General features: G+C 69.9%; 16 protein-coding genes and 7 pseudogenes. 12 read left to right on the top strand and 11 right to left on the bottom strand.

Annotated features, from left to right (window positions below; genetic code table 11):
• Position 1 precedes the first annotated feature (1 nt).
• Positions 2-214: pseudogene (locus CP980_RS33960) on the bottom strand (metallophosphoesterase family protein); the annotation flags it as partial.
• A gap of 1,073 nt (positions 215-1,287) precedes the next feature.
• On the opposite strand from CP980_RS33960, the gene CP980_RS33955 reads away from it, so the two are divergent.
• Positions 1,288-1,695 carry a TipAS antibiotic-recognition domain-containing protein gene (locus CP980_RS33955; RefSeq protein ID WP_208834803.1) on the top strand — a complete coding sequence of 136 codons (408 nt, stop codon included), beginning with the start codon at positions 1,288-1,290 and terminating at the stop codon, positions 1,693-1,695.
• Between the two features lie 1,016 nt (positions 1,696-2,711).
• On the opposite strand, the gene CP980_RS33950 is transcribed toward CP980_RS33955, so the two are convergent.
• Positions 2,712-4,355, bottom strand: coding sequence for an ABC-F family ATP-binding cassette domain-containing protein (locus tag CP980_RS33950; protein WP_150529946.1), 1,644 nt, complete (start codon positions 4,353-4,355; stop codon positions 2,712-2,714).
• 736 nt (positions 4,356-5,091) lie between these two features.
• Between CP980_RS33950 and CP980_RS33945 the strand changes: the two genes are divergently transcribed.
• Positions 5,092-5,358 (top strand): MFS transporter, encoded by a 267-nt coding sequence (locus CP980_RS33945; protein ID WP_150529945.1) that lies wholly within the window; start codon positions 5,092-5,094, stop codon positions 5,356-5,358.
• Positions 5,359-5,433: 75 nt separating this feature from the next.
• Here the strand turns inward: CP980_RS33945 and CP980_RS33940 are convergent, their stop codons facing one another.
• Entirely contained in the window at positions 5,434-6,684 is a 1,251-nt protein-coding gene (locus CP980_RS33940; protein WP_150529944.1) for an MFS transporter, read from the bottom strand.
• 355 nt (positions 6,685-7,039) lie between these two features.
• On the opposite strand from CP980_RS33940, the gene CP980_RS33935 reads away from it, so the two are divergent.
• On the top strand, positions 7,040-7,678 hold the full coding sequence (locus CP980_RS33935; protein WP_132760842.1) for a ClpP family protease: 639 nt from the start codon (positions 7,040-7,042) through the stop codon (positions 7,676-7,678).
• 1 nt (position 7,679) lies between these two features.
• Positions 7,680-8,282, top strand: a complete 603-nt coding sequence (locus tag CP980_RS33930) for a ClpP family protease (RefSeq protein WP_099894994.1) — start codon at positions 7,680-7,682, stop codon at positions 8,280-8,282.
• 85 nt (positions 8,283-8,367) lie between these two features.
• Here CP980_RS33930 and CP980_RS33925 read toward each other — a convergent pair whose 3' ends face one another.
• A complete protein-coding gene (locus tag CP980_RS33925; RefSeq protein WP_132760841.1) occupies positions 8,368-8,808 on the bottom strand; it encodes a helix-turn-helix domain-containing protein in 441 nt (146 codons plus the stop codon).
• Positions 8,809-9,435: 627 nt separating this feature from the next.
• Here CP980_RS33925 and CP980_RS33920 point away from each other — a divergent pair.
• A pseudogene (locus tag CP980_RS33920) lies at positions 9,436-9,698 on the top strand (transposase); the annotation flags it as partial.
• A 477-nt stretch (positions 9,699-10,175) separates the two neighbouring features.
• Here CP980_RS33920 and CP980_RS33915 read toward each other — a convergent pair.
• Complete coding sequence (locus tag CP980_RS33915; protein ID WP_099896355.1) at positions 10,176-10,583, bottom strand: hypothetical protein; 408 nt, start codon at positions 10,581-10,583, stop codon at positions 10,176-10,178.
• 504 nt (positions 10,584-11,087) lie between these two features.
• On the opposite strand from CP980_RS33915, the gene CP980_RS33910 reads away from it, so the two are divergent.
• On the top strand, positions 11,088-11,495 hold the full coding sequence (locus CP980_RS33910; protein WP_123517868.1) for a hypothetical protein: 408 nt from the start codon (positions 11,088-11,090) through the stop codon (positions 11,493-11,495).
• A gap of 547 nt (positions 11,496-12,042) precedes the next feature.
• Here the strand turns inward: CP980_RS33910 and CP980_RS33900 are convergent.
• Positions 12,043-12,453, bottom strand: a complete 411-nt coding sequence (locus tag CP980_RS33900; protein ID WP_132760840.1) for a winged helix-turn-helix transcriptional regulator — start codon at positions 12,451-12,453, stop codon at positions 12,043-12,045.
• Positions 12,454-12,554: 101 nt separating this feature from the next.
• On the opposite strand from CP980_RS33900, the pseudogene CP980_RS33895 reads away from it, so the two are divergent.
• A pseudogene (locus tag CP980_RS33895) lies at positions 12,555-13,413 on the top strand (alpha/beta hydrolase).
• Positions 13,414-13,753: 340 nt separating this feature from the next.
• On the opposite strand, the gene CP980_RS33890 reads toward CP980_RS33895, so the two are convergent.
• Positions 13,754-14,368 (bottom strand): TetR/AcrR family transcriptional regulator, encoded by a 615-nt coding sequence (locus tag CP980_RS33890; RefSeq protein WP_189998864.1) that lies wholly within the window; start codon positions 14,366-14,368, stop codon positions 13,754-13,756.
• Positions 14,369-14,404: 36 nt separating this feature from the next.
• On the opposite strand from CP980_RS33890, the gene CP980_RS33885 reads away from it, so the two are divergent.
• The 3 genes from CP980_RS33885 to CP980_RS33875 all read left to right on the top strand — a co-directional run bounded on the left by CP980_RS33885 (position 14,405) and on the right by CP980_RS33875 (position 18,602).
• On the top strand, positions 14,405-14,731 hold the full coding sequence (locus tag CP980_RS33885; protein ID WP_132760838.1) for a rhodanese-like domain-containing protein: 327 nt from the start codon (positions 14,405-14,407) through the stop codon (positions 14,729-14,731).
• A 464-nt stretch (positions 14,732-15,195) separates the two neighbouring features.
• A complete protein-coding gene (locus CP980_RS33880) occupies positions 15,196-16,698 on the top strand; it encodes an NlpC/P60 family protein (RefSeq protein WP_229907123.1) in 1,503 nt (500 codons plus the stop codon).
• Positions 16,699-18,077: 1,379 nt separating this feature from the next.
• Complete coding sequence (locus tag CP980_RS33875; protein WP_229907122.1) at positions 18,078-18,602, top strand: peptidylprolyl isomerase; 525 nt, start codon at positions 18,078-18,080, stop codon at positions 18,600-18,602.
• A gap of 262 nt (positions 18,603-18,864) precedes the next feature.
• On the opposite strand, the gene CP980_RS33870 is transcribed toward CP980_RS33875, so the two are convergent.
• A complete protein-coding gene (locus tag CP980_RS33870) occupies positions 18,865-19,596 on the bottom strand; it encodes a DUF2625 family protein (protein WP_150529941.1) in 732 nt (243 codons plus the stop codon).
• 171 nt (positions 19,597-19,767) lie between these two features.
• Positions 19,768-20,082 (bottom strand): annotated as a pseudogene (locus CP980_RS36175) (IS110 family transposase); the annotation flags it as partial.
• Positions 20,083-20,279: 197 nt separating this feature from the next.
• On the opposite strand from CP980_RS36175, the pseudogene CP980_RS35365 reads away from it, so the two are divergent.
• A pseudogene (locus tag CP980_RS35365) lies at positions 20,280-20,564 on the top strand (MerR family transcriptional regulator); the annotation flags it as partial.
• Positions 20,565-21,043: 479 nt separating this feature from the next.
• Here the strand turns inward: CP980_RS35365 and CP980_RS33855 are convergent.
• Positions 21,044-22,182 (bottom strand): annotated as a pseudogene (locus CP980_RS33855) (serine hydrolase domain-containing protein).
• Between the two features lie 577 nt (positions 22,183-22,759).
• On the opposite strand from CP980_RS33855, the gene CP980_RS33845 reads away from it, so the two are divergent.
• Entirely contained in the window at positions 22,760-23,707 is a 948-nt protein-coding gene (locus tag CP980_RS33845; protein WP_244328242.1) for a sigma-70 family RNA polymerase sigma factor, read from the top strand.
• Between the two features lie 102 nt (positions 23,708-23,809).
• On the opposite strand, the pseudogene CP980_RS33840 reads toward CP980_RS33845, so the two are convergent.
• A pseudogene (locus CP980_RS33840) lies at positions 23,810-24,471 on the bottom strand (DUF998 domain-containing protein).
• Between the last annotated feature and the right edge of the window lie 154 nt (positions 24,472-24,625).

Below are 24,625 nucleotides of genomic sequence, written 5' to 3'. Positions count from 1 at the left end.
CGAGGAGTTCTCGGTCGGCGTTGCCGCTGATCCATACGATGCGGTCGCCGAGGCTGGTCAGCAGGTCGAGGACCTGGGCCGGTTGTGGGCCGGCGGCGATGTCGCCGGTGAGCACGATGCGGTCGGCAGCACGCACTTCTGGTTCGGCGAGCACAGCCTCCAGGGCGGGCAGGACTCCATGGATGTCGGACAGGACGGCTACTCGGTTCAACATGGTCACCACTGTGGGCGGGGGCTGAGGTGGCTGGAGGACCGTTCGCCTGACGCGTAGTCCATGGAGGTGGTGCGGTGAGTGAGCATGCTCGCGACGATCGACGGCGTCGCGTGTAGGACGAGTTGTCGCAGGGCGGCGGTCCGGTGTCCATTTCACCGTGCGGGACGTACCACGGTCGCACTGCCATGGACTTCGACGTCGGTGCCCACGCTGCCCTCGCCGTGCGCGCCCCCCTCCCACCGTTCCCGGGCAAACGGTAGGGCCCACGGCAGGCGGCAACCAGCACCAGATCGGCTGAGACCGGCATGCCCGGCGACCGGGTCGCCCACCAGCAGGTCAGCCGAAGCGGGGCCTGTTCATGCGAAACGAGCCAGGAGCCCGCGCGTGCAGGTCAAGGAGATCCGGGCCTGACGACGGCGGCTGGTGCCGGCGGTCATATCGCCGAGGCCAGAAGGACGGCCGACCTCCCGCGTTCGACATCCAGGCCTACCGTGGCCGGAACGTGGTCGACGGTGCTTCGCGCGGCTGAAGCGGTTCCGGACGGTCGCCACCCGGATCGACAAGCTGGCCGCCCGCTACCGCGCGGGCGCGCTGATCGAGTCACTGGTGCTGTGGCTGCGGGTCCCATCTCCCAGATCCAGGATCGCTGCTGATGCACAGGCGCGTCCCGGCACACTCAACGCCGTCGAAGCGCTCGCCGAAGAACTCGTACCGGCCCGCCGTCCTCGTCGGCAGCCCTCGCTTGTATTCCCCGGGTTCGTGGTCGTGCCACGGCGCGTCGACGACAAGTCGACCGCCGGGGAGGCGCAAGGCGGTGATCTCCTCGATTCTTGTCACGACGACGGGCGTTGTCGGATCGTCGTGACACCGTTCCGAGGTGAGCGTCGGGCGTGAAAGCCGCCTCCAGGTACCAGGAGCGCCGAAGGGTCCGAGAAATGGTTTGCCGAGCCGGTGGCTGTGTGTCACCGTTCGGCGTGGACCGGCAGTTGATCATCGGCAGCCCGTCGATGTCTATATGTCGGCGGCCTCTTTGGATCCACCGGAGAGGTGACGAAACGATGGGAACCGGTGCCGTGGGAAACAGTTACGAGGACGAGTGTCGCCAGTCGCTGGCCGAGGAGCAGGCGAAGAGCCTTGCCGCGACCAACGACTGGGAACATGTGGACAGGGAGCAGGTCCACCGGGACTGGGACGTCCTGTACCGGGAGATCACGGCTTTCCTGGCCGGCGGCTCCCTGCCCGGAGACCAGCAGATCCAGGAGCTCGTCCGCAGGCATTTCGACATCGTCAGCCGGTTCTACCTCCCCTCCAGGGAGGCTTACGTCGGCATGTCGCTCTTCTACGCCGAGGACGAGGCCATGAGGGCGTTCCACGATTCCTACCACCCCGGGATGGTGGAGTTCCTGGGCGCCGCGATCAAGGTGTTCGCGGAGCAGGGGAACGGGTTCGCCCCCAGGGCAGGGGCCGAGACTTCGGCGTAGTCGTGCGACACGGGCCAGGACATGCAGGGGCGGGCCGGGGTTCAGGCCCGGGGACTGCGACAGCCCGAACTTCAACGCCTGGACCCACCGGTTCTTCCTCAGGCCCGACGGCCTGCCAGCCAGGGCATGACCGGCCCGGACGAGGCCCTGGCCGGCGGTGCGCCGCCGGCCAGGGCCAACGGCGATCCGCGCCCGGGGCGCAGGAGGTGCCGGCCGCACGGCGGATAAGTCGAACCTCGGGGCCGTCCCGGCGGTGACATCTGTGCCGCCTGCGAGTTCGCCGGCACCGAGCCGCGGATGGCCGAGCTGCTCGTCGACGTCATCGAGCGGATCATCGCCCCAGCCGGGCGCCGCGCCGTCGATCTCGCCCGGATCTCGGACGTCATCGACGCACACCGGCGCCACCTGCTCCTGCCGCGGCGCTACGGCTGGGCCGCCGCCTACGACGCGGTGCTGACCGGCCTCATGGTCGCGCGCACATCTGGTCCGTGGACGACGCCCGTCGCCCTTCGTTTCCTGGGACATCTGGGACGACTGCCTCCCCATCCTGATCCCTTCGACCAAGACAAGCAGGACTACGTCGACTACAGCACCCCGCGGCTATTCGCCCACCGTGGACCGCCTCTCCCTGCTGGCGTCGGCTGGCCGACGGCACCGACGCCGAGCAGGCCCGCCTCCTCGCGAAGGTCGCAGGCCGCGTCAGCAACCCCTACAGCTCGCCCGACCGCAGCGGCGACACCGTATCGCCCACTGGGTCCTCGCCGACTCCTGGCGGACCCCCAGCCGACCCCTGACCACCTAAACACCCGGCCGCGTACGCGGCACCCTGCCCGGCCTCGCGGCGAACCGGCTCGTCCGGCACGAGAAAGGCGCCAGGTGGTTCAGCCGCAGCCGCCGGTACCGAGGCCGCACCCTCCTCCTCCACGGACACCTCAAGCCGGTCCTGGGTGCGAGTAGTTGCGGTACCCAAAGTGCCGCAGAGTAGGCCGGGGCAGGCGTAGCGTGCACCGTGCGGATCATGCGGTGGTTTCGGTGAGGGTCCCGTCGTGCAGGTGCAGGCGTCGGGTGATCCGTACCGATTCCAGCAGTCGGCGGTCATGGGAGACCAGCAGCAGAGTGCCGGTGTGGGAGTCCAGGGCGGATTCGAGTTGTTCGATGGCCGGCAGGTCGAGGTGGTTGGTCGGCTCGTCCAGCACCAGCAGGTTCACCCCGCGGCCCTGCAACAGTGCGAGTGCGGCCCGGGTCCTTTCCCCGGGGGACAGGGTGTCCACGGGGCGCAGGACGTGTTCGGCACCCAAGCCGAATTTAGCCAGCAGGGTGCGAACTTCGGCAGGTTCCGTCTGCGGGACAGCGGTTCGGAAAGCGTCCTGGAGGGTTTCGGCTCCATGGAACAGGGCCCGGGCCTGGTCGATCTCGCCGATCACCACCCCTGAGCCGAGCGCTTGGCCGCCGGCGGCGAGCGGGACACGGCCCAGGAGGGCGCCCAGCAATGTCGACTTCCCGGTGCCGTTCGCCCCCGTGATCGCGACACGGCCCGCCCAGTCGATCTGCAAGGTCACAGGTCCCAGGGTGAACTCGCCGCGCCGGACGGTGGCCTCGCCCAGCGTGGCGACGATGGCGCCGGAACGAGGCGCGGCGGCGATCTGCATGCGCAGCCGCCACTCCTTGCGCGGCTCTTCCACTTTCTCCAGGCGCTCGATGAGCCGTTCGGCCTGCTTGGCCCGGGCGGCCAGGTTCTCGCTGTTCTCCATCCGGGCGCTGCGGGCGAACTTGTTGTTGTCCCGGCTGCGGCGCTGCGCGGTACGAACCCCCTTCTCAGCCCAGGAGCGGTGCATGTTCGCCCGCTCCTGCAGGGCGGCCTTGCGGTCGGCGTACTCCTCGTACTGCGCACGGGCCTGCTGGCGGGCGCTCTCGGCTTCCTCCAGGTAGGCGGCGTAGCCGCCGCCGAAGTGGCGCACCTGCTGCTGGGCACGGTCGAGTTCGAGGACCTGAGTGACGGCGCGGGCGAGGAACTCGCGGTCATGGCTGACTACGACCGCGCCCGCGCGCAGCCCGCCCACGAACTGCTCCAGCTGTTCCAGACCGGCAAGGTCGAGGTCGCTGGTGGGCTCGTCCAGCAGGAAGATGTCGAAGCGCGACAGCAGCAGCGAGGCCAGCTGCGCACGGGCGGTCTGCCCGCCCGACAGCGACGTCATGGCCTGCTCCAGCCCGACGCCCAGGCCGAGTGTGGCGGTGACGTGCTCGGCGCGCTCCTCCAGGTCGGCCCCGCCCAGGCCGAGCCAGCGTTGCAGGCTCGTGTCGTAGGCCTCTTCGGCCCCTGTGGCGCCGTCGGCCAGCGCATGGGAGGCGGTGTCCAGGGCGCACTGGGCCGCTGCGACACCGGTGCGGCGGGCGAGGAAGGCGTAGACGCTCTCGCCCGGGCGCCGGTCCGCCTCCTGGGGCAGGTATCCGACGCTCGCCCCCGCCGGAGCGAGGTGGACCCGGCCCTGTTCGGGGCGGTCGAACCCTGCCAGGAGGCGGAGCAGGGTGGACTTGCCCGCCCCGTTCGTTCCGACGAGGCCGATCACCTCGCCCGGTGGCACGACGAGGTCGAGGCCGGTGAACAGGGGAAGGTCGCCGTGACCTGCGGCGAGATTCTTGGCAGTCAGGGTTGCGGTCATGCGGTCGCCTACCGAAAGGGGTCGGTCACCTGTGGTGACAAATGTGCGAGGGAGGTACGCGCTCGGCATCGCAACGACAGGCGGAAGTGCACCGCGTCCGAACAGTGAGATTCGGGACCTGGGCGGACTCACCCGGCTCAAGGGGAGGGTCCGGAAACCTGCGCACCTGCGCAGAGGAGTGCACGACCACCACCGTCGGCACAGCCGACCGCGGCAGGGCAGCACGGGCGGACGCCGCGCTGGCAACAGGGGCACGTACCTCAGATGCGCAAGATCCACCTCAATCGGTGACAACAGGACCGTCCACCACGGTACACACCGTGCTCAGCGCACCGCCATCTCTTTCCACGCCGACGCGCAGGAACACCCTGGGCTGGCCTTCGTGGAGGACCAAAGCCCATTGCGCGGACCCCGAGGCCCACTCTGCCCTTTTCGGGTTGTGGACCACTTCCTACCGAGGTGACTCCGATCCGCCAGGCCCCGTAGCCGCTCGCCTTGGGGCTCCATTCCAGCCGTCCGCCAACCGCGGACCGCTGACGCATGCCTCGATGACGGGGCCCTCTCGCGGCCGGGGCCAGTGGCACCCCTCGCCGCTTCACCCTGTCGCGCTGCGCGCGGACAGCGGCCTGCCCAGGCCCGTCCCTCTACCTGCACGCGAACAGGGAGCACACCATGTTCACCCCGCACCCCCCGTCCGGCCGTCAGTCGGCGCATCAGCACGATCATCTTGGTCGTCGTGCTGATCGCCGAGCTGATGAATGCGCTCGACGCCTCCATCGTCTCCACCGCGCTCCCGCTGATCCAGCAGGACTCCGGCGCCTCCAGCGCCGCGATGGCCGCCTGTCAGCTCCGCGGCACCGAGGGCGACCCTCGGGTCACCCCCGACACCGACGACTGCCGGCCCAAGTGCCCCAATATCGCCGGCACCGACCGCGACATCCACCAGATTCGGACCCGACACCAGGAAGTCACCGTGGTCACCACGGGCCCCTGGCACCCCTGATCCGTCACCCACGCGAGACGAACGAGACTGGCGCGGACGGCTACGGCCAAGCGGGCTGACACACCTACTCCTTGGTCATCCCGTCACTTCCGCGGCAACGCCCGGCTGCGGCCGGGTCCGCATGCCCCAGCGGGCAAGAGAGGGGCCGGCAGCGCCCAGCGCCGCGAAGAACAACGCCAGCAGCAGCCACCCCGTCGTGCCGAGGCCGAGCACCACCGTGGTCAGGATCGCGGGGGCAAGAGCCTGGCCCGCGTTGAAGCCGAGGCCGAGGACACCTTGGTACTGGCCCTGGGCATGGTCAGGGGCAAGGCCGAAGCCCAGGGCGAAGCACGCCGAGGACTCCCAGACCTCTCCCAGGCTATGGACGAAGATCGCCACCAGGACCAGTCCTGCCGCCGCCCAGACAGGGGCGTACGCCGCCAGCGCCATCATCGGGCAGCTGACGAGGAAGAGCAGACCCGCGATGCGAAACGCCCTGCCGCCGTCGTACGGGGACTCGATACGGGAGCCGATCCTGGTCTGCATCACTACGCAGAAGGCGGAATTGACTGCGAACAGCGCGGCCACCGTCCAACGCGGCGCTTCGGTGTGCTCGGAGATCCAGATCGGCAGGAGCAGGGAGACCACCGGATATTGCAGTCCCATAGCCCCGTAGAGGGCGGTGAACGTCAGGAACGGGCGGTCCGCGAAGGCGATCCAACGTCGCTGCTGCGGCGGCGCCGGCAGCACCGGATAGCGGGGCAGGAGGAGCAGGAGCGCCGCGCACAGGGCGAAGCTCGCCGCGTTGCCGAGGATCAGCATGACGTAGGCGCCACGGGTGTCCGCAGCCAGCGCGGCCCCCGCACCCACCGTTCCGAGGATGACGCCCAGGTTGACGAAGGTGCGCAACCTCGCCCGGAACAGGGCGGGGCGTTCACCCCCGACCCGGACCACCAGCGCGCCCCAGGCCGCCCCACCGGCCGCCGCGGCGATCTGGTCGATCGTCGCGATGATCGTGAACGCGGTCCAGCTCTCGACGAGGACGAGGGCCGCCATCGACAGTGCCTGGACCGCGAGGGCCACCGTCATGATCGTGCGGGCCCCGCGCCGGTCGGCGAGGTGCCCTCCGGGTATCCCCGCGCACAGGCCCATCACTCCGGCGAGGGTGAGCGCGGCGCCGACCTGCACCGCGGGCAGGCCCACGACGAAGGTGAAATAGAGCGCCGACGCCGCGTTGAACAGACCGTTGCCGACCCGGTTGACGAAACTGGCGGCGACCAGCACGCGCTCCGGCCCACTGTCCCCCGCCATGCGGCCTATTCGGCATGCCAGTCCGGTCTTGATCATGGACGGCAGGCTAGCAGCGGTCGCAGAACCCGCCGCAGCTGCACGCGCCCCCGACTTTTGGGCTTACTTCGGCGCTACCCCCTTTCGGACTCGGCAGCGCTCTGACCGCACGTCACCGGCGGCTGATCCCCCGCCCCTCCCCACCCGAAGCCTCGCACCGCCTCCTGAGCGCCATCCGGGCGGCCCTACGGCGGGCAGGGGGCGGGTCCTGCGGTGCGCCGGCCGCTTCCAGGGACGAGTGCCGTGACGTCGTGTCCGCCCGTGGCGGATCTGCCGGGGGCAGAGGAACGGCGTCCGGCGGGTTCCCGAGGTCAAGAGTGGAGTCGACGGCATCCCGCCTCGACAAGGAGAAGAGATGACTCCCCTCACCATGCTCGCGCCCCACGCGGAGGAGGGCGGCACACCGCCCGGCCACTTCGACGACCACCTCGCGGCAAGGCTGCTCGACCAGCGGATCGTCCTCCTCGGCACCCAGGTCGACGAGGTGTCGGCCAACCGGGTGTGCGCGCAGCTGCTGTTGCTGTCGGCGCAGGACCCGCGCTCCGACATCAGCCTGTACGTCAACAGCCCCGGCGGGTCGGTCACCGCGGGTCTCGCCATCTACGACACGATGCGGCTCATCCCGAACGACGTCTCGACGCTGGCGATGGGTTTCGCCGCCAGCATGGGCCAGTTCCTGCTCACCGTGGGGTCGCCCGGCAAGCGGTTCGCGCTGCCGAACGCGCGGATCATGATGCACCAGCCCTCGGCGGGCATCGGCGGCACCGCCGCGGACATCGAGATCCAGGCGGAGAACCTCCAGTTCACCAAGAAGGCCGTCGAGCGGATCACCGCCCAGCACACCGGGCAGAGCGAGGAGACGATCGCGCGGGACGGCGACCGGGACCGCTGGTTCACGGCCGAACAGGCCAGGGATTACGGGATGGTGGACCGGGTGGTGGAGTCGCTCGCCGACATCCGCCCGGCAACGCCGCGCCGACGGACGGGGCTGTGACATGGGGTCGTACACGGTTCCCTACGTGATCGAGCGGACCGCGCAGGGCGAACGGTCCTACGACGTATTCAGCCGGCTGCTGAACGAGCGGATCATCTTCCTCGGCACCGAGATCGACGACCAGGTCGCCAACGTGGTCATCGCGCAGCTCCTTCACCTGGAGTCGGCGAGCCCGGAGCAGGAGATCTCGATCTATCTCAACTCGCCCGGCGGATCGTTCACTTCGCTGATGGCGATCTACGACACGATGACGTTCGTGCAGGCGCCGATCTCCACCTTCTGCGTCGGTCAGGCGGCGTCGACGGCGGCAGTGCTGCTGGCGGGCGGAGATCCCGGGCGACGGTTCGTGCTCCGGCACGCGCGGGTGCTGCTCGGCCAGCCGGCCAGCGGCGGCCGGCAGGGGACGGTCTCCGACCTCAGCCTCGCGGCCAAGGAGATGGTCCGCATCCGCTCACAGGTGGAGGAGGTCCTGTCCCGGCACACACACCACGACGTGGCGACGCTGCGCGCGGACATGGACCGGGAGAAGGTGTTCACCGCCGAGGAGGCCGTGGCCTACGGGCTCGCTGACGAGGTACTGAGCCGACGGTTCGCGTTCGTCTGAGCCCGCGCGGCCGAGGCCGAGGGTCGGCGAGCCGGTCGGTACGACGGGGCGCGCGCCCTGTCGTACCGACCGTGGCCCAGCCCGGTCAGGCGGCGAGGCAGAAGCCGTCGTACTGCGCCGTGGGTGACGTGGGTGACGTGCGGGACCGGACCACCCGGCTCCGGGCGTGCCGGGCCAGCTCGTCACCGGCGAGTAGGAGAAGGTCGGCGAGGCCGAGGCCGAGGGCCTGGGCGGCGGCCGCGAGCACCTCGGAGGATGCCTCCTTGCGTCCGCGCTCCACCTCGGACAGATACGGCATCGAGATCCGGGCCGCCTCCGAGACGTCCTTCAGCGTGCGCTCCTGGGCGAGCCGCTCGCGCCGCAGCACGTCGCCGACGAGGTCACGCCACAGAGGCTCCCTCGGCGCGCGTCGCTGTGGACCCCCCACGGGTCGCCGCGGGGCGCCGGCCGCTCCGCCGGAACCAGGCGATGGGGCCTGCGGGCGCAGGGAGATGACGCGGGACTCGTTCGGCGCATGAGTGCTCATCCCCTCACCCTAAGGATCCGGGGCGCGGGGGGAAGGGAGCGGCCTTCTGCCCTGGGTGAAGCCGCGTGGGTGCCTGGGCGACGCGGGTCCGGACGCGGCCGCTCGCCACCGAGGAGCGGACCGGGTGTCTGCTGTATCTGCAGACCAGCTTCCGACACTGGAGCACCGGCGCGAACCACCCCTCCGGCGGCTGCCGTACGAGGTTGGAGATGCTGAACGCCGATGTGCTCCAGGCGCCGGAGTCGCTCCGGGCTGCACCCTGACCGGGGGCCTGTGGTGGAGCTACTACGACCAGCGTGAGGTGACGCCGGCGCCCGGTGCTGGAGGGCCGGCATCGTCGCCGACGTGCTGACCGACCTCTTCCACGGCGCGGACGAGCACATCAGCCCTGCCGGGCTGCTGAGCGCCGCCCGCGCCGAACTGCGGGCCACCGTCAGCATGGCGTGCAGCCTCCCGGCTCGGGGAGGACGGGCGCCCCGGCGGCCGCCCCGGACGGCACCAACGCCCACACCACTGGGCAACCGTGCGCCGGTGCAGTCCGGTCTCCTTCACGCGCGATGGCGACCCCGCAGCATCGAGAACGGTGCACTCTCATCCGTGTGCGGTGGTGCACGTTCACTTGTACGCCGACACCTGATCGAGGTCGGTGACGGCGGCACCTTCCCGACCGCAGGCCGCCGCGCTGCCTACGCCGGCCTCGCCCCGGCGCCCCGCAGCTCGGGCGACCCGGCCTCGCGGACCTACCTCGAATAGGAGGCGCGCAAGGGAAGCACCCCACTCCGGCCCTGCTCTGTCTCGCCGGACGGCGAGCCGATGTCCCCTTCGCGATGCTCCACGACGGCACCTCCTACGAACCACAGTCTGTTCGGGTCGTCGCTCCGCAGACCTAGACCATGGTCAGGAGGCGGTCCGTGGGGCCGTAGTCGAGCTTCCAGTCGGCATGGACCCACAACGCGCCGTCCTTCTGGCAGCGCGCCCAACAATCACCCGGCGGACCAACCCGTCGTCGGCCAGGGAGAACGCGACTGCGCTCTCGAACTCCCCCGCTCCCGCACACGCGCCCGCCACACCCGCCGCGGACGGAAGGAACGATCTTCAGCATGCACAGGCACATCGTTCCAGACGCCCGAACCAGCACCCATCCACCTTGACCAAAGGCACAGGGGCACCCCCCGTCGCCACACATCGCCAGAAGGTGGTTCGACCAGCAGCCCGGGCGGGCAAGCAGTGGCTCGCCCGCCACCAACGCGTCTGCGTCATATCCCGTGATCAGCAGCCCTCGGTCGTGTCATCAGCCGCTGACACGGTCGATCCGGGATCGGGTGAAGCTCAGGACTGACAACCGCCTGAAGCGGGGCGCAGATCAGTCATTCTTGAACGTACATCCAAGCGGAGCAAGCAACGGGGGTTTTATCCCCTGAGCCATCCACCGTGCAAACTTGCGCCCTGTACCGGTTGATGGTCAGAAGATTCCCATCGGTCTTCATAACGCCCGTACCTGCACCTTTGCCGTTGTACCAAGTGCCGCCGTCCCAGTCATACCACTTATCGGTGGCAGCCACCTGGATATATGCCCGCACGCCGTGACCGTCGGCTTCAAGGTCGAAAAGACCCCAGTCGTCGCCGTCGTCATAGAAGTGCAATGACGCGACGAGCTTGCCGTTGGTGGTGAGGGTTACGTATTGGTCCGTGGCGGATGCCGGACTGCTGATGCCTATAACCATGGTGGGAACGGCCAGGACTGCCGCCAGCCTGGCGAGCCACTTCTTGGTCACGCGAAACTCCCGCTTTTTCTGTTCGTTCGGTGGACGAGAGGAGGCTACCTCGCCGTCAACTGCGACGCCACAGAATGAGTGAAGGCCGCCGAAATCTTCCACACCCCCTCTGGGCATTAAGGGACAAGTCCACATCATCTTCATGGCGAAAGCTCAAGCAGGCCTCAAAAAAATAGCCGAGATGGGCTGACCGCACGAGAGGGCGCGCGCACTGCGGCCTCCCAAGAGCCCAGTATGTAGGGGCACATGAGGGCGGGTTCCATGAAGAACTGCTGGTCGCTGCCGAGATCGCCACAACGAGGAGAAAAACGCCTATACCTACGATCTCTGCAAGATTCTGCAATAAAGTCACGCTGGCTCGACATATGTATTTGAGGTTTCTTTGAGCTTCAAGTCGACGCCGTGAGAGAATGTCAGATTTTTCGATCACTCAGTGGTGTCACAGTTGACGGCGAGGTAGCCTCCTCTCGTCCACCGAAGGAACAGAAAAAGCGGGAGTTTCGCGTGACCAAGAAGTGGCTCGCCAGGCTGGCGGCAGTCCTGGCCGTTCCCACCATGGTTATAGGCATCAGCAGTCCGGCATCCGCCACGGACCAATACGTAACCCTCACCACCAACGGCAAGCTCGTCGCGTCATTGCACTTCTATGACGACGGCGACGACTGGGGTCTTTTCGACCTTGAAGCCGACGGTCACGGCGTGCGGGCTTTTGTGGAGGTGAGAACCTTCGGGAGCGGGGCATGGCAAGATTGGGCTACTTGGTACAACGGCAAGGGCGCAGGTACGGGCGTCGGAAAGACGGACGGCGACCTGCGTTCGGTCGATAAGTACCGGGCGCAGGTGTGCACCGTCGATGGCTCAGGGGACAGAACCCCCGTTGCATGCTCCGCATGGATGAGTATTCAGGAGTAGAAAAGGCCTCGGGGATAGAACTCATATACCCGGGCGAGCAGGTCACACCGCTTCCTGGCCCATTCGTGCGGTGGCCCGAACAGTGGGATGGCGACCTCGACCCGAGTCTGCCCTGACTGCGGCGGGGCAGACTCGGGGGTTCAGCCGGCCTTGACCGGTTCCACGCCTCGGACTCGCGGGCAGGCGAGGTGGTAGGAGTCGGTGCCGGTCTCGATGGGGCGCCATGGAGGACCACGCCTTCCGGCAGCTGCCCCATGGCTCGGCGGGCGGCCTGCCGCCTACGCGTACGCCCGAAGGCCCTGGACGCAGCGCAGCGCCCGGGCATCCGGCTGCCCTCCCTGTGCGGGGCGGTGCAACGGTCCCCGCGTCATCTCCTGGCACGAGGACCGCTCCCCCGATCTCACTCCTCGCGTTGACGGTCTCCATCGGCGAAACCGGCCTTCGCATCGTGGGCGGCCACGGCTCCGGCGGGGTAATCCGGTGCGCCGGTGTGGTGGATGCCGTCGGCGACCTCGGCGGTGCACGTCGAGTGGTCGCCGGCTTCGGCCTACCCTTCCTCGGCCTCTTGGGCGGCAGCTGCGTTGGCGCGGTCGATCTCGGCCATGTGCTCCTCCGCCCAGGTCCGCAGCCCCGCAAGCGCGGCTTCCAGGGACAGCCCGAGTCCGGTGAGCCGGTAGAAGACCCGCGGCGGCACAGTGGGTTCGACCCGGCGCGACACCAGCCCGTCGCGGGTCAGACTTCGCAGGGTCACGGACAGCATCTTCTGCGACACGCCGGGCATCCGGCGTTTCAGCTCCGCGAAGCGCACCTCGTCCGGTGCGGCATCGGCGAGCGTCTTGACGGCCATGGACGTCCACTTCGTACCGATGCGGTCGAGCAACTGCCGCGTCGGGCAATGGGGATCGAACAGATCACCGAGTACTCCGTGACCGGCGGGCCGGGCTCCTGAGGTGGTCACCTGTGGCTCACCACCTTCCCTGAAAGTGCCGTCTGGAAGACGGTGTGTCAGTTACCTACCGTTCTGTGGTCACCAATGGTAACCACCTGGCAGGAGCCGTCATGCCCGTCACCACCACGCACCACGTGCAGCGCATCGCGACGAACGGCGTACAACTCAATGTCGCAATTGCCGGAGAGGGACCTGCGGTTCTCCTGCTGCACGGCTTCCCCCACACCTGGCAACTCTGGAGCGACATCATGGGCCGACTGGCCGGGCAGTTCCGGGTCATCGCCCCGGACCTCCGAGGTTTCGGCGCCAGTGACCGCCCCGTCGAGGGCTACGACGCAGGCACCCTCGCCGCCGACGTCGAAGGGCTGCTCGACGCAGTCGGCGAGCCCTCGGCAGCGGTGGTCGGCATCGATGCGGGCGCTGCCCCCGCCGTCCTGCTCGCGCTGCGCCGGCCCGGCCTCGTCCGGCGCCTGGTCGTGATGGAGGCATTGCTCGGCCGCCTGCCCGGAGCGGAGGACGTCTTCGCGGGCGGTGCCCCGTGGTGGTTCGGCTTCCACGCCGTTCCCGGCCTACGCCGAGACCGTCCTGGCCGGCAACGAGGCGCCGTACGTCGATTGGTTCCTCGACTCGGGAACGCTCGGGCGAGGAGTACCCGACGACATCCGCGCGTCTTTCGTGCACGCGTACACCGGGGGTGAGGCCTTGCGCTGCGCGTTCTCCTATTACCGGGCGCTGCCGACCAGCGCGCAGCAGGTCCAGGACGCGGCCGCGACGGCTCGGCTGACCATGCCCACCATGGCCATCGGCTCTCACCCCGTAGGCCGCGGCCTCGAACGTCAACTCCGCCCCATCGCCGATGAGCTGGTCGGACACCATCTCCAGGACTGCGGCCACATCATCCCCCTGGACCGCCCCCACGCGCTGTTCGCGCTCCTTGCGCCTTTCCTGTCCGCCGATCTGCCGAAGTGACAGGGACGGAGGCGGAGGCGGGTGCGGGTGCGGGTGCGGGGCCGAAGGATCACGGTCGGCGGCTCGGGCGTTCGTCCCGGCGGTGAGTCGTCCAGGACCGCCGGTACCGAGGATCTGGCCGCCGCAGGGCGGCGGTCGCCCGTCGAACAGGGCGACACGGCACCAGAGCGGGGGGCAGGTCGCTCGATCCGGGGCCCACGGGCCGGGCTTCCCGGTTGCCGGCGCCGGTCCGGATGATGACCTGAACGATCGAAAACAGCGCCCTGCTCTCCCCCGACGCCCTACGTCGAGGCCGTGAACCGCCGTGGCGGGGTGGCGGCGTGGCGAGGAAACGGGCCGATCAGGTCGCGCGGTGGGCGAGGCGGAGCAGGCCGCTGCGCATCCGCTGTTCGCCGACTTCCGGCAGGAGTGCGGCCACGTGATCGGCAGCCAGGGGGGCGAGCAGGGCGTGGGCGGTGTGATCGGGGTCGGGTGCGGTGGCGAGGAGGATCGCCACATGGCGATGCCAGAACCGGTAGGCCCCGATCCTGTACCGGGCTCCGGGGGTGGCGGTCTCGGACATCCGGACCAGCGCCAGGTGCTCCAGCAGGTAGTCAAGGTAGGCGTTGAGGAATGCGTCCAGGCGCTCGTCGGCCGGGGCCCCGGGGCCGAGTGGGGGCGGCCCGTGCAGGACCGCCTCCTGCAGCACGCGCTCGCGCGCGTCCAGCAGAGCGGCAGCCAACCCCGACTTGTCACCGAACCGGCGGAACAGGGTGCCTTTGCCGACGCCCGCGGCCGCGGCCACCTGATCCATGGACACCGCCTCGACGCCCTGTTCGGCGAAGAGCCTGGCGGCTGCCTCCAGCACTGCGGCTCGGTTTCGGGCCGCATCCGCACGCTCCTTGGGCGGCGGCGTGCGCAGCAGTTCCAGCGGCATTGCAGAAACGGACCGCAGTCCGCTATCGTCGCGAGTCATAACAGGACTGTAGTCCGATTCCTTGGAGGCAGTGGCATGACCGCACTCATCACCCGCGACGAGCTGGCAGCAGCGATCGAGGCCGGCTCCGTAACCGTCGTGGACACGCTCGGCGGCGAGTACTACACCCAGCAGCACCTGCCCGGCGCCCTCGCGCTGGTCCCGGCCGACGTCGACACCCGGGCGCCCGCCCTGCTCCCCGACCGCGACGCCGCGATCGTCACCTACTGCTCCAACCCGGCGTGCCCCAACAGCGGACAGGTCGCCGATCGACTCAGCGCCCTCGGATACACCGACGTCCGCAAGTACCGCGAAGGCATTCAGGACTGGGTCGAGGCCGGCCTCCCCACCGAAGCCGCCTGACCCTCCACCGGGGCGAAGACTCCGCACGGAGCCTTCGCCCCGGGCTCGGTCGCCGGCCGCGCCGCTGACGTACTGATCTCGGATGATGCGGTCATTTGCCGCCATCTGGGCACACTAGCCTTGGGAATTGAGATTTCGGGTACTGGTGGGGGGCGACGTCGGACACCGACGGACCAGAACTGGATCATGACCGCATGACCCACACCTCGCGTCGAAGCATTCTGGCGGTCCTCGCCACAGCAACGGCTTCCGTTCCGCTCGGCACCCTGACGGCCGCGGCCTCTCCCAGACTTTCCGCCCGGCCCGGCACACTCGCAGCAGCGCAAGCGGCCGGCGTTGCTGTTCCCGCGTCGATCACATCACCCCGGTCTTCGGTCACGCTCGCCCCGCTGGATCCCTCCTACTTCAGCCAGGTCTCCCTCGGCCCGCTCACGACGGCCGTGCTACCGGGAACCCCGGAGCGCATGGAGGTCACCTCCGGCACCAAGCGGGTGGCGGTCCTGACCAAGGGAGCACGCACCGTTGTCCTCACGGGCCCGGAGCGGACCTTCACGGAGAACAAGCGGCCTTTCGTGGACGACTTCCAGCGCACGCTCCCGGACACGTCACTCCCAGCCGCGGATCGGAAGTACTGGGGTACTTCCCCGGGCGGCGGCAGCTGGTCCACGCTCGGACCGGCCGACACCGACTACTCGGTGGTGCCCGGTGCCGGCATCATCGCGCTCACCACCGACTACGCCAGCCGTCACGCCACCCTCCGGGACGACGAGATCACGGACGTCGACGTCCGTGCGGTGGCGAAGTTCGACAAGGTACCCACCGGCCAGGCGTGCTCGTTCGCCCTCTCGTTCGGCTATCAGGACACCCACAACAACTACCGGGCCAGGCTGTCCTTCCTGACCTCCGGCGCGGTCGAGCTCCGCGTCGAGAAGGAGGTCGCCGACACGGTTACCCCGCTGGCCGCAGCCATCACCCTCGCCACCGCCGTACCCGCGGGGACGAACTGGACGACCCGCGTGCTCCGCGAGGGCACCCGCATCCGGGTCAAGGCATGGCGCACGGACTCCGCCGAGCCCGCGGCATGGAGTGTCGACGTGACGGACACGACGTTCGCCAAGGGGCGGGTGGGCCTGCGGGCACTGGCCAACCAGGGCTGCACGAACCTTCCCGTCACGTTGGCGGTCAGCCGCTTCCAGGTGGACACAGCGACCTGGCAGCAGCCGCCGACGGTCACCCATGACACCTGGGTACGGGTGCTGCCCGAGCCGTTCACCGGGACTTGGACGCCGGCGCTGGAGCAGACCGTACGCGGCTGGGCCACCTCCGTCGGGCCGGACGTCCTTGCCTACGGGGCCATGTTCCTCGCCGGTGCAAAGGCCGTGACGGCGGGCACGGGCCCGGCCGAGGGCAAGCAGACGCTCGGGGAGGCCGGATACGGCTACCTGGACCCGCAGGGCTACCGCTACGAGGGCGCGGACTTCCACGAGTACATGGGCCTCGGCTGGACCTTCCCCGACGGCACCCACACCGGCCCCTCCAGCAAGCAGGTCGGCAACCTCGACTGCTCGGGCTACGCGCGCATGGTCTACGGCTACCACATGGGTGTCCCCATGGCCGCCGGCGAAGACACGTCGAAGACCCGGATCCCCCGCAAGTCACGCCACATGGTGGACTACGCCCCCGGCACGCGGATCGACCAGACGGCGGACGGGAAGAACCCGCCGGCCGCGCAGCAACTCCAGCCCGGCGACCTACTCCTCTTCAACGCCGATTCCGGCGACGACACCGTGACCGCCACCGTTGACCACGTCGGCATCTACCTCGGCCTCGACAGTGCGGGCAAGCGCCGCTTCGTCTCCAGCCGCAAGACCGGCAACGGACCCACCATGTCGGACCTCGGCGGCCCCTCGCTCCTGGACGGCGCCGGAACCTACGCCACGAAGCTGCACACGGTCCACCGCATCTGACGGCCAACGCACGCCGAACGCAGCCGGCAGGCGCGATGGCTGTGTCGGGTTCTGATGCCGCGACCGGATGGGTTCACCGAACGGACACGGTGAGCCCGGCGAACTCCTTCCCGATGGCGTCGGCAGGGAGCGGGACATGGCCACGAGCCTGCCCGCTGCCCGATCTCCACATCCGGCCGCTGCGGGATCGCCCGCTTGGCCAAGCTACGGCGGGGGGCGTCCGCTCCGGCGTATGCCCTGCTCGCTACGGCTGTGGGTTCGTTCGCGGCACCGGGCGGCGGCCAGGACGTCGGGGTGACGGGGGATCTGTCCTCCCCGCCGAAGCCAGCAGCATCATCGCTGGACGACTCGGCGTGCACGGGGCCAGGGCGTTGTATCAAAGGTTGCCGGGCTCCGGTGCGTTGGGCCTTCGACGAGGCGGTGCTCTTCCGGCTGGAGTCGGGGCATCGGGTCACCACCCGGCGTCTTGTCAGGTGGCCCCGGCCGCGGGTTTCGCGGTGGAAGGAGTCGAGCGGCGGGAACCGGAGTAAGACGGGACGCAATATGACGTCGAGTGTCACGCCCGGCTTGCCACTGACGCGGAACCTGCGCTGTCGTGATCGAACGCGTGGAGCCGGGCGACTGCCGGGAGCGGGGCGTGCAGGTGCCCCGGCCGGGCGGTCGCCCGGGAGCCCTCAGCCGGCCTGGGCTCGTACGGCTTGGGTCTTGGGTGGGCAAGGCGGTAGCAGCAGACCGGCGTTCACATGAAGGACGCCGGCTGCAGGGCAGCCGCACCGGCCTGCGAACCCGGCGATCACGGAGCGGACCTGGGCCGCCCGCTCCCGGTGCAGGACACGGCGGATGGCGGACCCGAGGCGGTCCTCCAACACGGGAGCCTGTACCGACCGGGCGGGGGCGGCCCCTGCCCGGGCCATGGCCGACGGCGGTCCCCCGGCGGATACCGCGAGCGCCGCGCGCAGGCGGGAGCGGCCGCCATCGATGCCCAGGACCAGGTCATCGGCCTGCTCGACCTCATACGGCACCGGCTCCCTCACCCCCGCCCAGCGTCGAGGGCGCTGGGGGCAGGGATTTCGGCGTGGGCCGCGCCGGGCTCCTGTCGTGGGCCATTCCCGCCGAGCCCATCACGCCCTAAACTGCGACCGCTCCAAAACCTGGCGATCATCCGGAGGGCGTGCGAGATGAAACGAGCACTGATCAGCACATTCGCGGCCGTGGCGTTAGTCGTGTCCGGAGGGAGTGCCGCCAACGCTTCCGACGGGGCACCGCCGCGCACGACGCACGGCCCTTGCCAGTACGCGCAAACCCCGGACGAACCGCCCGCGCGTCCTGTTCCGCTGCCGCCCGACCCGCGGCGCACCCCCAGCCGTGGCACGGTTGACGTGGCCGTTCCGACCAGCCAGGGCCCGCTCCCGCTGCACTTGGACCGGGCCAAGGCGCCGTGCACGGTCCAGAGTTTCCTGCACCTGGCGCAGCACGGGTTCTACGACCGTACGGTGTGCCACCGTCTGACGGCGTACCCGACGCTCAAGGTCCTGCAATGCGGCGACCCGACCGGTACCGGTGAGGGCGGGCCCGGGTACAAGTACAAGGACGAACTGCCGGTGGACCTGCCGCCCGCACCGACCGACCCGACCGGCGCGCGCCGCCTGTACGGGCGCGGCCTGCTGGCGATGGCCAACGCAGGTCCGGACACGAACGGTTCACAGTTCTTCGTCGTCTACGGCGACTCCGCGCTGCGGCCGAACTACACGGTGTTCGGCACGGTCGGCCCCGACGGCCTGGCAACACTCGACAAGACCGCCGCCGGAGGCATCGAGCCGACCGCGGAGAACCCGGCACCGGTCGACGGCACGCCCGTACTGCGGACCGAGCTGCTCCGCGTCCGGCCGTCCTGCCGGCACTGACGCCTTCGCGACGGCCCCGCTGCGGTGGCCTCTGTCCGGGGTGCCGCGCCCCGTCCAGCCGCCGTCATCCCTGCTCCGCACCTGGAGCGTGGGCTGACGGAAGGGGACGGGGCCGGGGAGCTGGTCCTCGATGCGAGGACCAGCAACAGCCGATCGGTTCGCAAGCCGTGGGGTGTTCGCCGTCCCATCACGCCCGCAATACCTCGGCCCAGTCCCCCGACCCCGGACCTTCGCCGACACACCAGGATGGACTGCGAAGCCGTTACACGTCTCCCAGGAACCCAGGATCGGACGGCCCCATCTGTCGGGCGAAGTCCGCAGCGACTCCGAGCACCTCGCGCATCGGCACAGGCTGCCGACTCGTGGCCGCGAGATCGGCGTGAGCTTCCTCGGACCACAGGAACGGGTATACGGAAAGGCCCTGCTCGAAAGCCAGGGCCGCGGCCTCCTCACGCCAGCCGGGCCAGCGCATTCCGTCATAGAACGTCTCCAACCTGCCCGAGAGCAGCCAGGAGACCCATCCGGAGTGGCCCATCTCCATAGCCTCCCACTCCAGTGTGTCGGGAGCGAAATACGTCATCTGGCCAGGCGCCCCGGGGCGGCCCGCTGCTGCCGGATGGGCACCGTTCAACGCGAAGACCCCTCCGACAATGTCGTGGCCGACGACAAGGCCTGTCGCGGGATGCCAGCCGGAGTCGAAGTCCGTGGGGAAGCGGTTGACCTGCGCCAGACTCGGAAGTCGCCCATTCGAGACTGAACCAGAACCCCCGCCGAACACTCGCAGCCACCCGTGGTCCATAAGCAGTCCGCCGGTGTGCAAGGCCAGAGCACCCAGTACCGACCGCCCGGTAACCTGCATCTGCAGAAGGCATCGGCGGCCCTCGTTGACGTCTCCGGGCAGCACCTGAACCGGCGCGGAGGTCGCCCTGAGAGTCCCCTGAAGCTCCGGCCACGCCGGATCGTCCACATTGACCAGCTCATCGATGCCTCGCATCCGACGATGGTCGCACCTTCCGGTGTCACCTCATCGTGTGGGCTCGACGGCGCTCGCCCTGAGGCCGGGGCGATGCGGCAGCGATCGTCGGCACTTGGGCCTCATGGGAAGGATCGTCGCTCCTGGCGCCCCTTAACGAGCCGTCCCGTTCCGTTCACGTAGCGCCTGTTGCTACTGGTAGCGCTCCGCGGGGAAGGCGATCGATTCGTCGAACGGGGTGCGCGCCAGGAGGCAGTGGTGGAGCTGGCCGAGCATCCGGTTGAACAGGTGCCGCAGGGCTTGCGTTTACCGGGCCCCTCCCGCCCAGCGCCGGTTGTTCTTCACGAACCGGCGCCCGACGTAGCGGCGTCTGCCGCCGGAGGCCCGCGTGGTCGGGGCCGAGTCGGCTCACGCCTTCAGCCCTCCGACCGTGGCGAACCGGCTCCTGTCGTCGCCGCTCTCGCCCAGAATGCGGGCACCGACCGGGGGGGGGCCGATCTCTGGGAAGATCCCCAGCCCTGCTCGGGGTGCCGTCAGACCGCTCTACGGTGCTCCCCAGCCCTTGCGGGCCCGTCCTGGGACGGGACACCCGTGGGGCAGGACCGCCCGGTAGCCCGTCAGGGGCCGGGGGGTGCGTAGTTGCACCTGCCGTAGCGGCATGTGGTGTCGTCGAGGGGACCCGAGCATGAAAGGCCCTGTCTGCGATGTACCCCTCCGCCACGCCTCCCCGCGAGGTCAAGATCGGCGATGCCGCCGCTTTCGCCGGAACCACCCCGCGCGCCATCCGTCACTACCACCAGATCGGTCTGCTGCCGGAGCCCGGGCGCGGCGGAGACGGACGCCGCCGCTACGGCTACGACGACATGATCCGCCTGCTGTGGATCCGCAAGATGTCCGAGGCCGGCATCAGCCTGGACGACATGCGGTCCGCCTTCGACGAAGCCCGGGACGTCGAGGACGGCGGACGGACTGGACGCGGCCGAGGAGAAGCTCTTCGAGAACCACGACGCCGCCGCGAGCGGCGAGGAGGACGCCCAGATGAGTGCCTTCGAAGCAGTCACCAAGATGCCCTACGGCTTCTCCGCGGCCCGCACGCGGTGCATGGAACTCACGGCACGACTCCTTGCCGCGGACGCCTCCGCAGGCAGCTGATCGCTGGTGTGGCGGTGCCTGAGGATCCCGGATGGGCCGCCGCGCGTTCCTCCGGAACGACTGCAACGACGTCGTCAGCGGCCATCATCCGGCCCGATGCGCTGGTTCACCGCAGAAGCGACACGTCACCGGCGCACCCGCCCGGCATCCCGCCCAACGCACACCGGCGATCACCTCACCGGCCGCCCCGCGCCTCGCCGGACGACCGCATCCCCAGGGCCGCTGCACCCCGGCACCATGCCCGACGCGGCACGACGGTGATCGGCCGGGCGGCTCCGGGAGCGTGCAGCGGGCGGCCCGGCGCCCGGTGGGGGGGTTACCGGTCCTTCAGCAGTGCGCAGACGAAGTCTTCCTGGACCGTGCGGAGCCGGGCGAGGAGGGCGGGTTTCATGCCTTTGTTGGTCTGGGTGTTGATGGAGAACGTGAGGGAACGGGTGCCGTCGGGGGTGGCTGCGGCGAGCTGCGTGTAGCCGGGGAAGTTGCCGGTGTGGCCGTGGAGCACGCCGCAGCGGGTGGTGTAGCGGAAGATCGCGAGCCCGGCGGCGTTGGTGCCGGGCCCGGCGGGCTCGGAGGAGTCGCCGGGGCGGAAGGTGAGCTGCTCCTTGCGGGTCTTCTCCGAAAGCAGTGTGGGGCCGGCGTACGCCCGGATGAAGGCTCCAGGTCCTTGGGGGTGGAGACGATGCCGCCGGAGGCCCAGACCGCGGAGGCGCTCAGGGCCTCGCTGACGTCCTCGGGTTCGGCGGGTGGAGTGACGTCGTAGCCGTGCAGGAACGGGTGCGGGAGGCGGTAACCCAGCGGCAGGCTGGTCTGCTTCAGGCCGAGGGGCCGGTACACGAGCTCCTTGAGGAGGTCCTCGTAGCGGCGTCCCGTCGCGGCCTCCGCCATGAGGGCGATGGCGATGTTGTCGGAGTTGGAGTACTCGTACAGGCTGCCCGGGCGGAAGAGCAGCGGCTCGTCCGCGACGTAGTCGAGGAGCGCGCGGGGGTCGAAGACGTGGCGCGGGTCGGTCTGCAGGATGCTCAGGTACTCGGGGGCGGCGGTGTAGTCCGGCAGTCCGCTGGTGTGCTGGAGGAGCTGACGCAGGGTTACCGGGTGCCAGGCGGGGGGCTGTGTGGGCAGCACTCCGCCGATGGTGTCGTCGAGGGAGAGGACCCCCCGGTCGACGAGCCGGAGGGCGACGGCCCCGCTGAACGCCTTGCTGATGCTGGCGATTCGCATGTGGTCGTCGAGCTGCGGCGGCCTTCCGGTGGTGAGGTCCCCGACCCCGGCGGTATACACCTGTGTGCGGTCGCCCCGGGTGAGCACGGCGATCACCCCGGGCGGACCGTCGTCCTGGCCGACGAGCTGTTCGAGCTCCCGCTGGAGCCGACCGTCGTGGGCGGGGTCGGACCCTGCCGCCTGCGCAGGCGGGAGGAGCGCGCCGAGCGTGGCGGCGGTGAGCGCCGCGACGGACAGTCCGGCGCGGAAACGGCGTGCGGGGGCGGGGGCGGGGGCGGGGGCGGGGGCGGGGGTGGGGGTGGGGGTGGGCACGGATGTCTCCCGGTGTGCGGTGGGGCGGCAAGGGCGGTGCCTGCCGGAGCTGTCTGCCTAGCAGCCGGGCAGGCGTCCCTGGGCCGCGCCGCGCCCGGCTGCTAGGCCGGTCGGCGGACAAAGGGTCCCCTGCACCAGTACCGCGGCGCACTGCCGGGACGGGCTGGGCGGTACCTGTGTGTACGCCGGCGGAGGAGCCGCGTTCACCCCGGCCGCCGCGGTGTCCTGCCCACTGCGCAGGCCCGCGCGACTCTCCGGCGGGGCGGTCCGGGCGGCGAGGGCGTCCAGAACCCGCTCGCGCCCCTGGCCCACGGAGATGTACAGCCGGACCATCCGGACCAGACCCTGGCCAGGGGTGCTGGTAAAGGTGAGGAAAGAGCAGCCACGGAGGAACCCCACGCGTCGGCCCTGGACCGTTCTCCTACAGTGGAGTACCAGGTCAGCGGCCTGGGACTGTCACTTTGAAGGGGTGCGGCATGGGGAAACAGGGGCATCCGGCGCCATGGCGGAGTCGCTTGAGGAGTACCGGGGGGAGCTGACCGGGTACGGCTACCGGATGTTGGGGGCGTACGCCGAGGCCGAGGACGCCGTCCAGGAGGCGCTGGTCCGGGCTTGGCGGAACATCGACCGCTTCGAGGGCCGCTCGGCACTGCGGACTTGGGTGTACCGCATCGCCACCAACGTCTGCCTGGACGCTCTCGCTTCGGGCAAGCGGCGGGCGCTGCCGATGGACCTGGCCGGTCCGAGCGGGGGCAGCACCCCGCCGGAGCCCCCACAGGACTCCGTCCTGTGGGTGGAACCCTGTCCAGGAGGGGACCCCGAGGCGGCCGCGGCGAGGGGCGAGTCGGTCAGGTTGGCGTTCGTCGCGGCGCTGCAGCACTTGCCGCCCCGGCAGCGGGCCACGCTGATCCTGCGGGACGTCCTGGGATTCTCGGCACGGGAGGTCGCCGACCTGCACGGCTGCACCGTCGCCTCGGCCAACAGCGCCCTGCAGCGGGCCCGTGCCACACTGGCCGACCGCCGCGACGCGCCGGACGATCCGGGCGCCGGGCCATCGAACGACGGCGTCCGCCGGGTGCTGGCCGAGCGGTACGCCACGGCCTTTACCCGCTACGACATGGAGGAGTTGAGCATGCTCCTCCATGTCGACGCCACGCTGTGCTTGCCTCCGTACGCGAAGTGGATGCGCGGTCTCCCCGACATCGAGGCGTGGCTCACCGGCCCGGCGATCGGCTGCCGCGGCTCGCGTCTGGTGGCGACCACGGCGAACGGCTCCCCCGCCTTCGGCCAGTACCGCGCGTCCCCGGACGCCACCGGCTACGTGCCCTGGGCCCTGCAAGTCGTCGAGTTCCGAAACGACCGGATCAGCGGCATCACGGCCTACCGTGACACCGACCGCCTCTTCCCGCTCTTCGGCCTGCCGGACCGCCTGGGCTCGGAGGAGGAGTAGGCGCACTCGGTGCTCGCCTCCAAGTACGTGGCGGCGTCACCACATACGGTGGAACCGAAGAGGAGCCGGACCGGGAACCCGGGAACACCCGTCGGCCAGCTCTCAGCGGGGGGCCGAAGCCAGGCGGGTCGTCACCGCCGTCAGCCACAACAGGCCAAGGCCCGCTCCGGCTGTGAAGGCCAGGACGGAGGCGGCGGAGGCGGCGAAGCCGGCGAGGACGAAGACCGGGACGACACGCGAGGCCACGGCCCACCCGCGGTGCCCCCGGGCGGCGAGCGAGCCGGCTAGCACGACGAATGCGGCGCACAAAGCGAGGTAGCCGACCATCCCGGCGACCATGTGGACGGCGCCGTGGCCGCTCATCACGGTCGCATCGGGGGCTCCGGCGGGAAAGCCCGCTCCGGCGTCGGCCGGGAAAGCCGATGCGGCCCCGAAGGAGGCCCCGAAGACACCGACCAGAACCGGACCCAGGTGCCGCCCGGGTGCCCGCCCAGCACCCGGCGCAGACCGACCGCCCCTATGACCAGCAGAGCGCCGGCGAGCAGGAAGTTCACCGTCTGGACCCAGCCCGCCTCGCCGAGCGCGAGCTGACTGAGCGCGTTCCGGCTGAAGTCGAAGCCGTCACGGGCGAGTCCCTGAGCGACACCGACCGCAAGGAACACCGGACCGGCCGCGACTGCGCCGAGCAGCCACCGGCGTGCCGCCACGGTGGACGCCGGTGCTACGGGCGCGACATGAACGGATGCGCTGAGCGTGGGGGGCATGAACGAGCCTTCCTCCAAGTGGTGTTGTCACTCATCCGACCGACCCGGATCAGCAAAGTCATCGCTCCGGGCAGTGTGTGCTGGATCACGGTCTCCTGGCCGGCAGTCGCAAGACGCCTGCGTCGAGCCCCATATGCCCGGCGCGCCTTGGACG

Origin of the sequence: Streptomyces vinaceus, assembly GCF_008704935.1 — a bacterium.
In the GTDB taxonomy this organism is placed as follows: Bacteria; Actinomycetota; Actinomycetes; order Streptomycetales; family Streptomycetaceae; genus Streptomyces; species Streptomyces vinaceus.
Note: the sequence above shows the minus strand (reverse complement) of the source record. Positions and strands in the feature narration are given on the sequence as shown.

What these genes read in the sequence shown, in the direction of transcription:
- CP980_RS33950 (WP_150529946.1), bottom strand. Translation starts at nt 4,355, where the DNA reads ATGACCGCAACCCTGACTGCCAAGAATCTCGCCGCAGGTCACGGCGAC.
- CP980_RS33940 (WP_150529944.1), bottom strand. Translation starts at nt 6,684, where the DNA reads ATGATCAAGACCGGACTGGCATGCCGAATAGGCCGCATGGCGGGGGAC.
- CP980_RS33935 (WP_132760842.1), top strand. Translation starts at nt 7,040, where the DNA reads ATGACTCCCCTCACCATGCTCGCGCCCCACGCGGAGGAGGGCGGCACA.
- CP980_RS33930 (WP_099894994.1), top strand. Translation starts at nt 7,680, where the DNA reads ATGGGGTCGTACACGGTTCCCTACGTGATCGAGCGGACCGCGCAGGGC.
- CP980_RS33925 (WP_132760841.1), bottom strand. Translation starts at nt 8,808, where the DNA reads ATGAGCACTCATGCGCCGAACGAGTCCCGCGTCATCTCCCTGCGCCCG.
- CP980_RS33890 (WP_189998864.1), bottom strand. Translation starts at nt 14,368, where the DNA reads ATGACTCGCGACGATAGCGGACTGCGGTCCGTTTCTGCAATGCCGCTG.
- CP980_RS33885 (WP_132760838.1), top strand. Translation starts at nt 14,405, where the DNA reads ATGACCGCACTCATCACCCGCGACGAGCTGGCAGCAGCGATCGAGGCC.
- CP980_RS33880 (WP_229907123.1), top strand. Translation starts at nt 15,196, where the DNA reads ATGGAGGTCACCTCCGGCACCAAGCGGGTGGCGGTCCTGACCAAGGGA.
- CP980_RS33870 (WP_150529941.1), bottom strand. Translation starts at nt 19,596, where the DNA reads ATGCGAGGCATCGATGAGCTGGTCAATGTGGACGATCCGGCGTGGCCG.
- CP980_RS33845 (WP_244328242.1), top strand. Translation starts at nt 22,760, where the DNA reads ATGGCGGAGTCGCTTGAGGAGTACCGGGGGGAGCTGACCGGGTACGGC.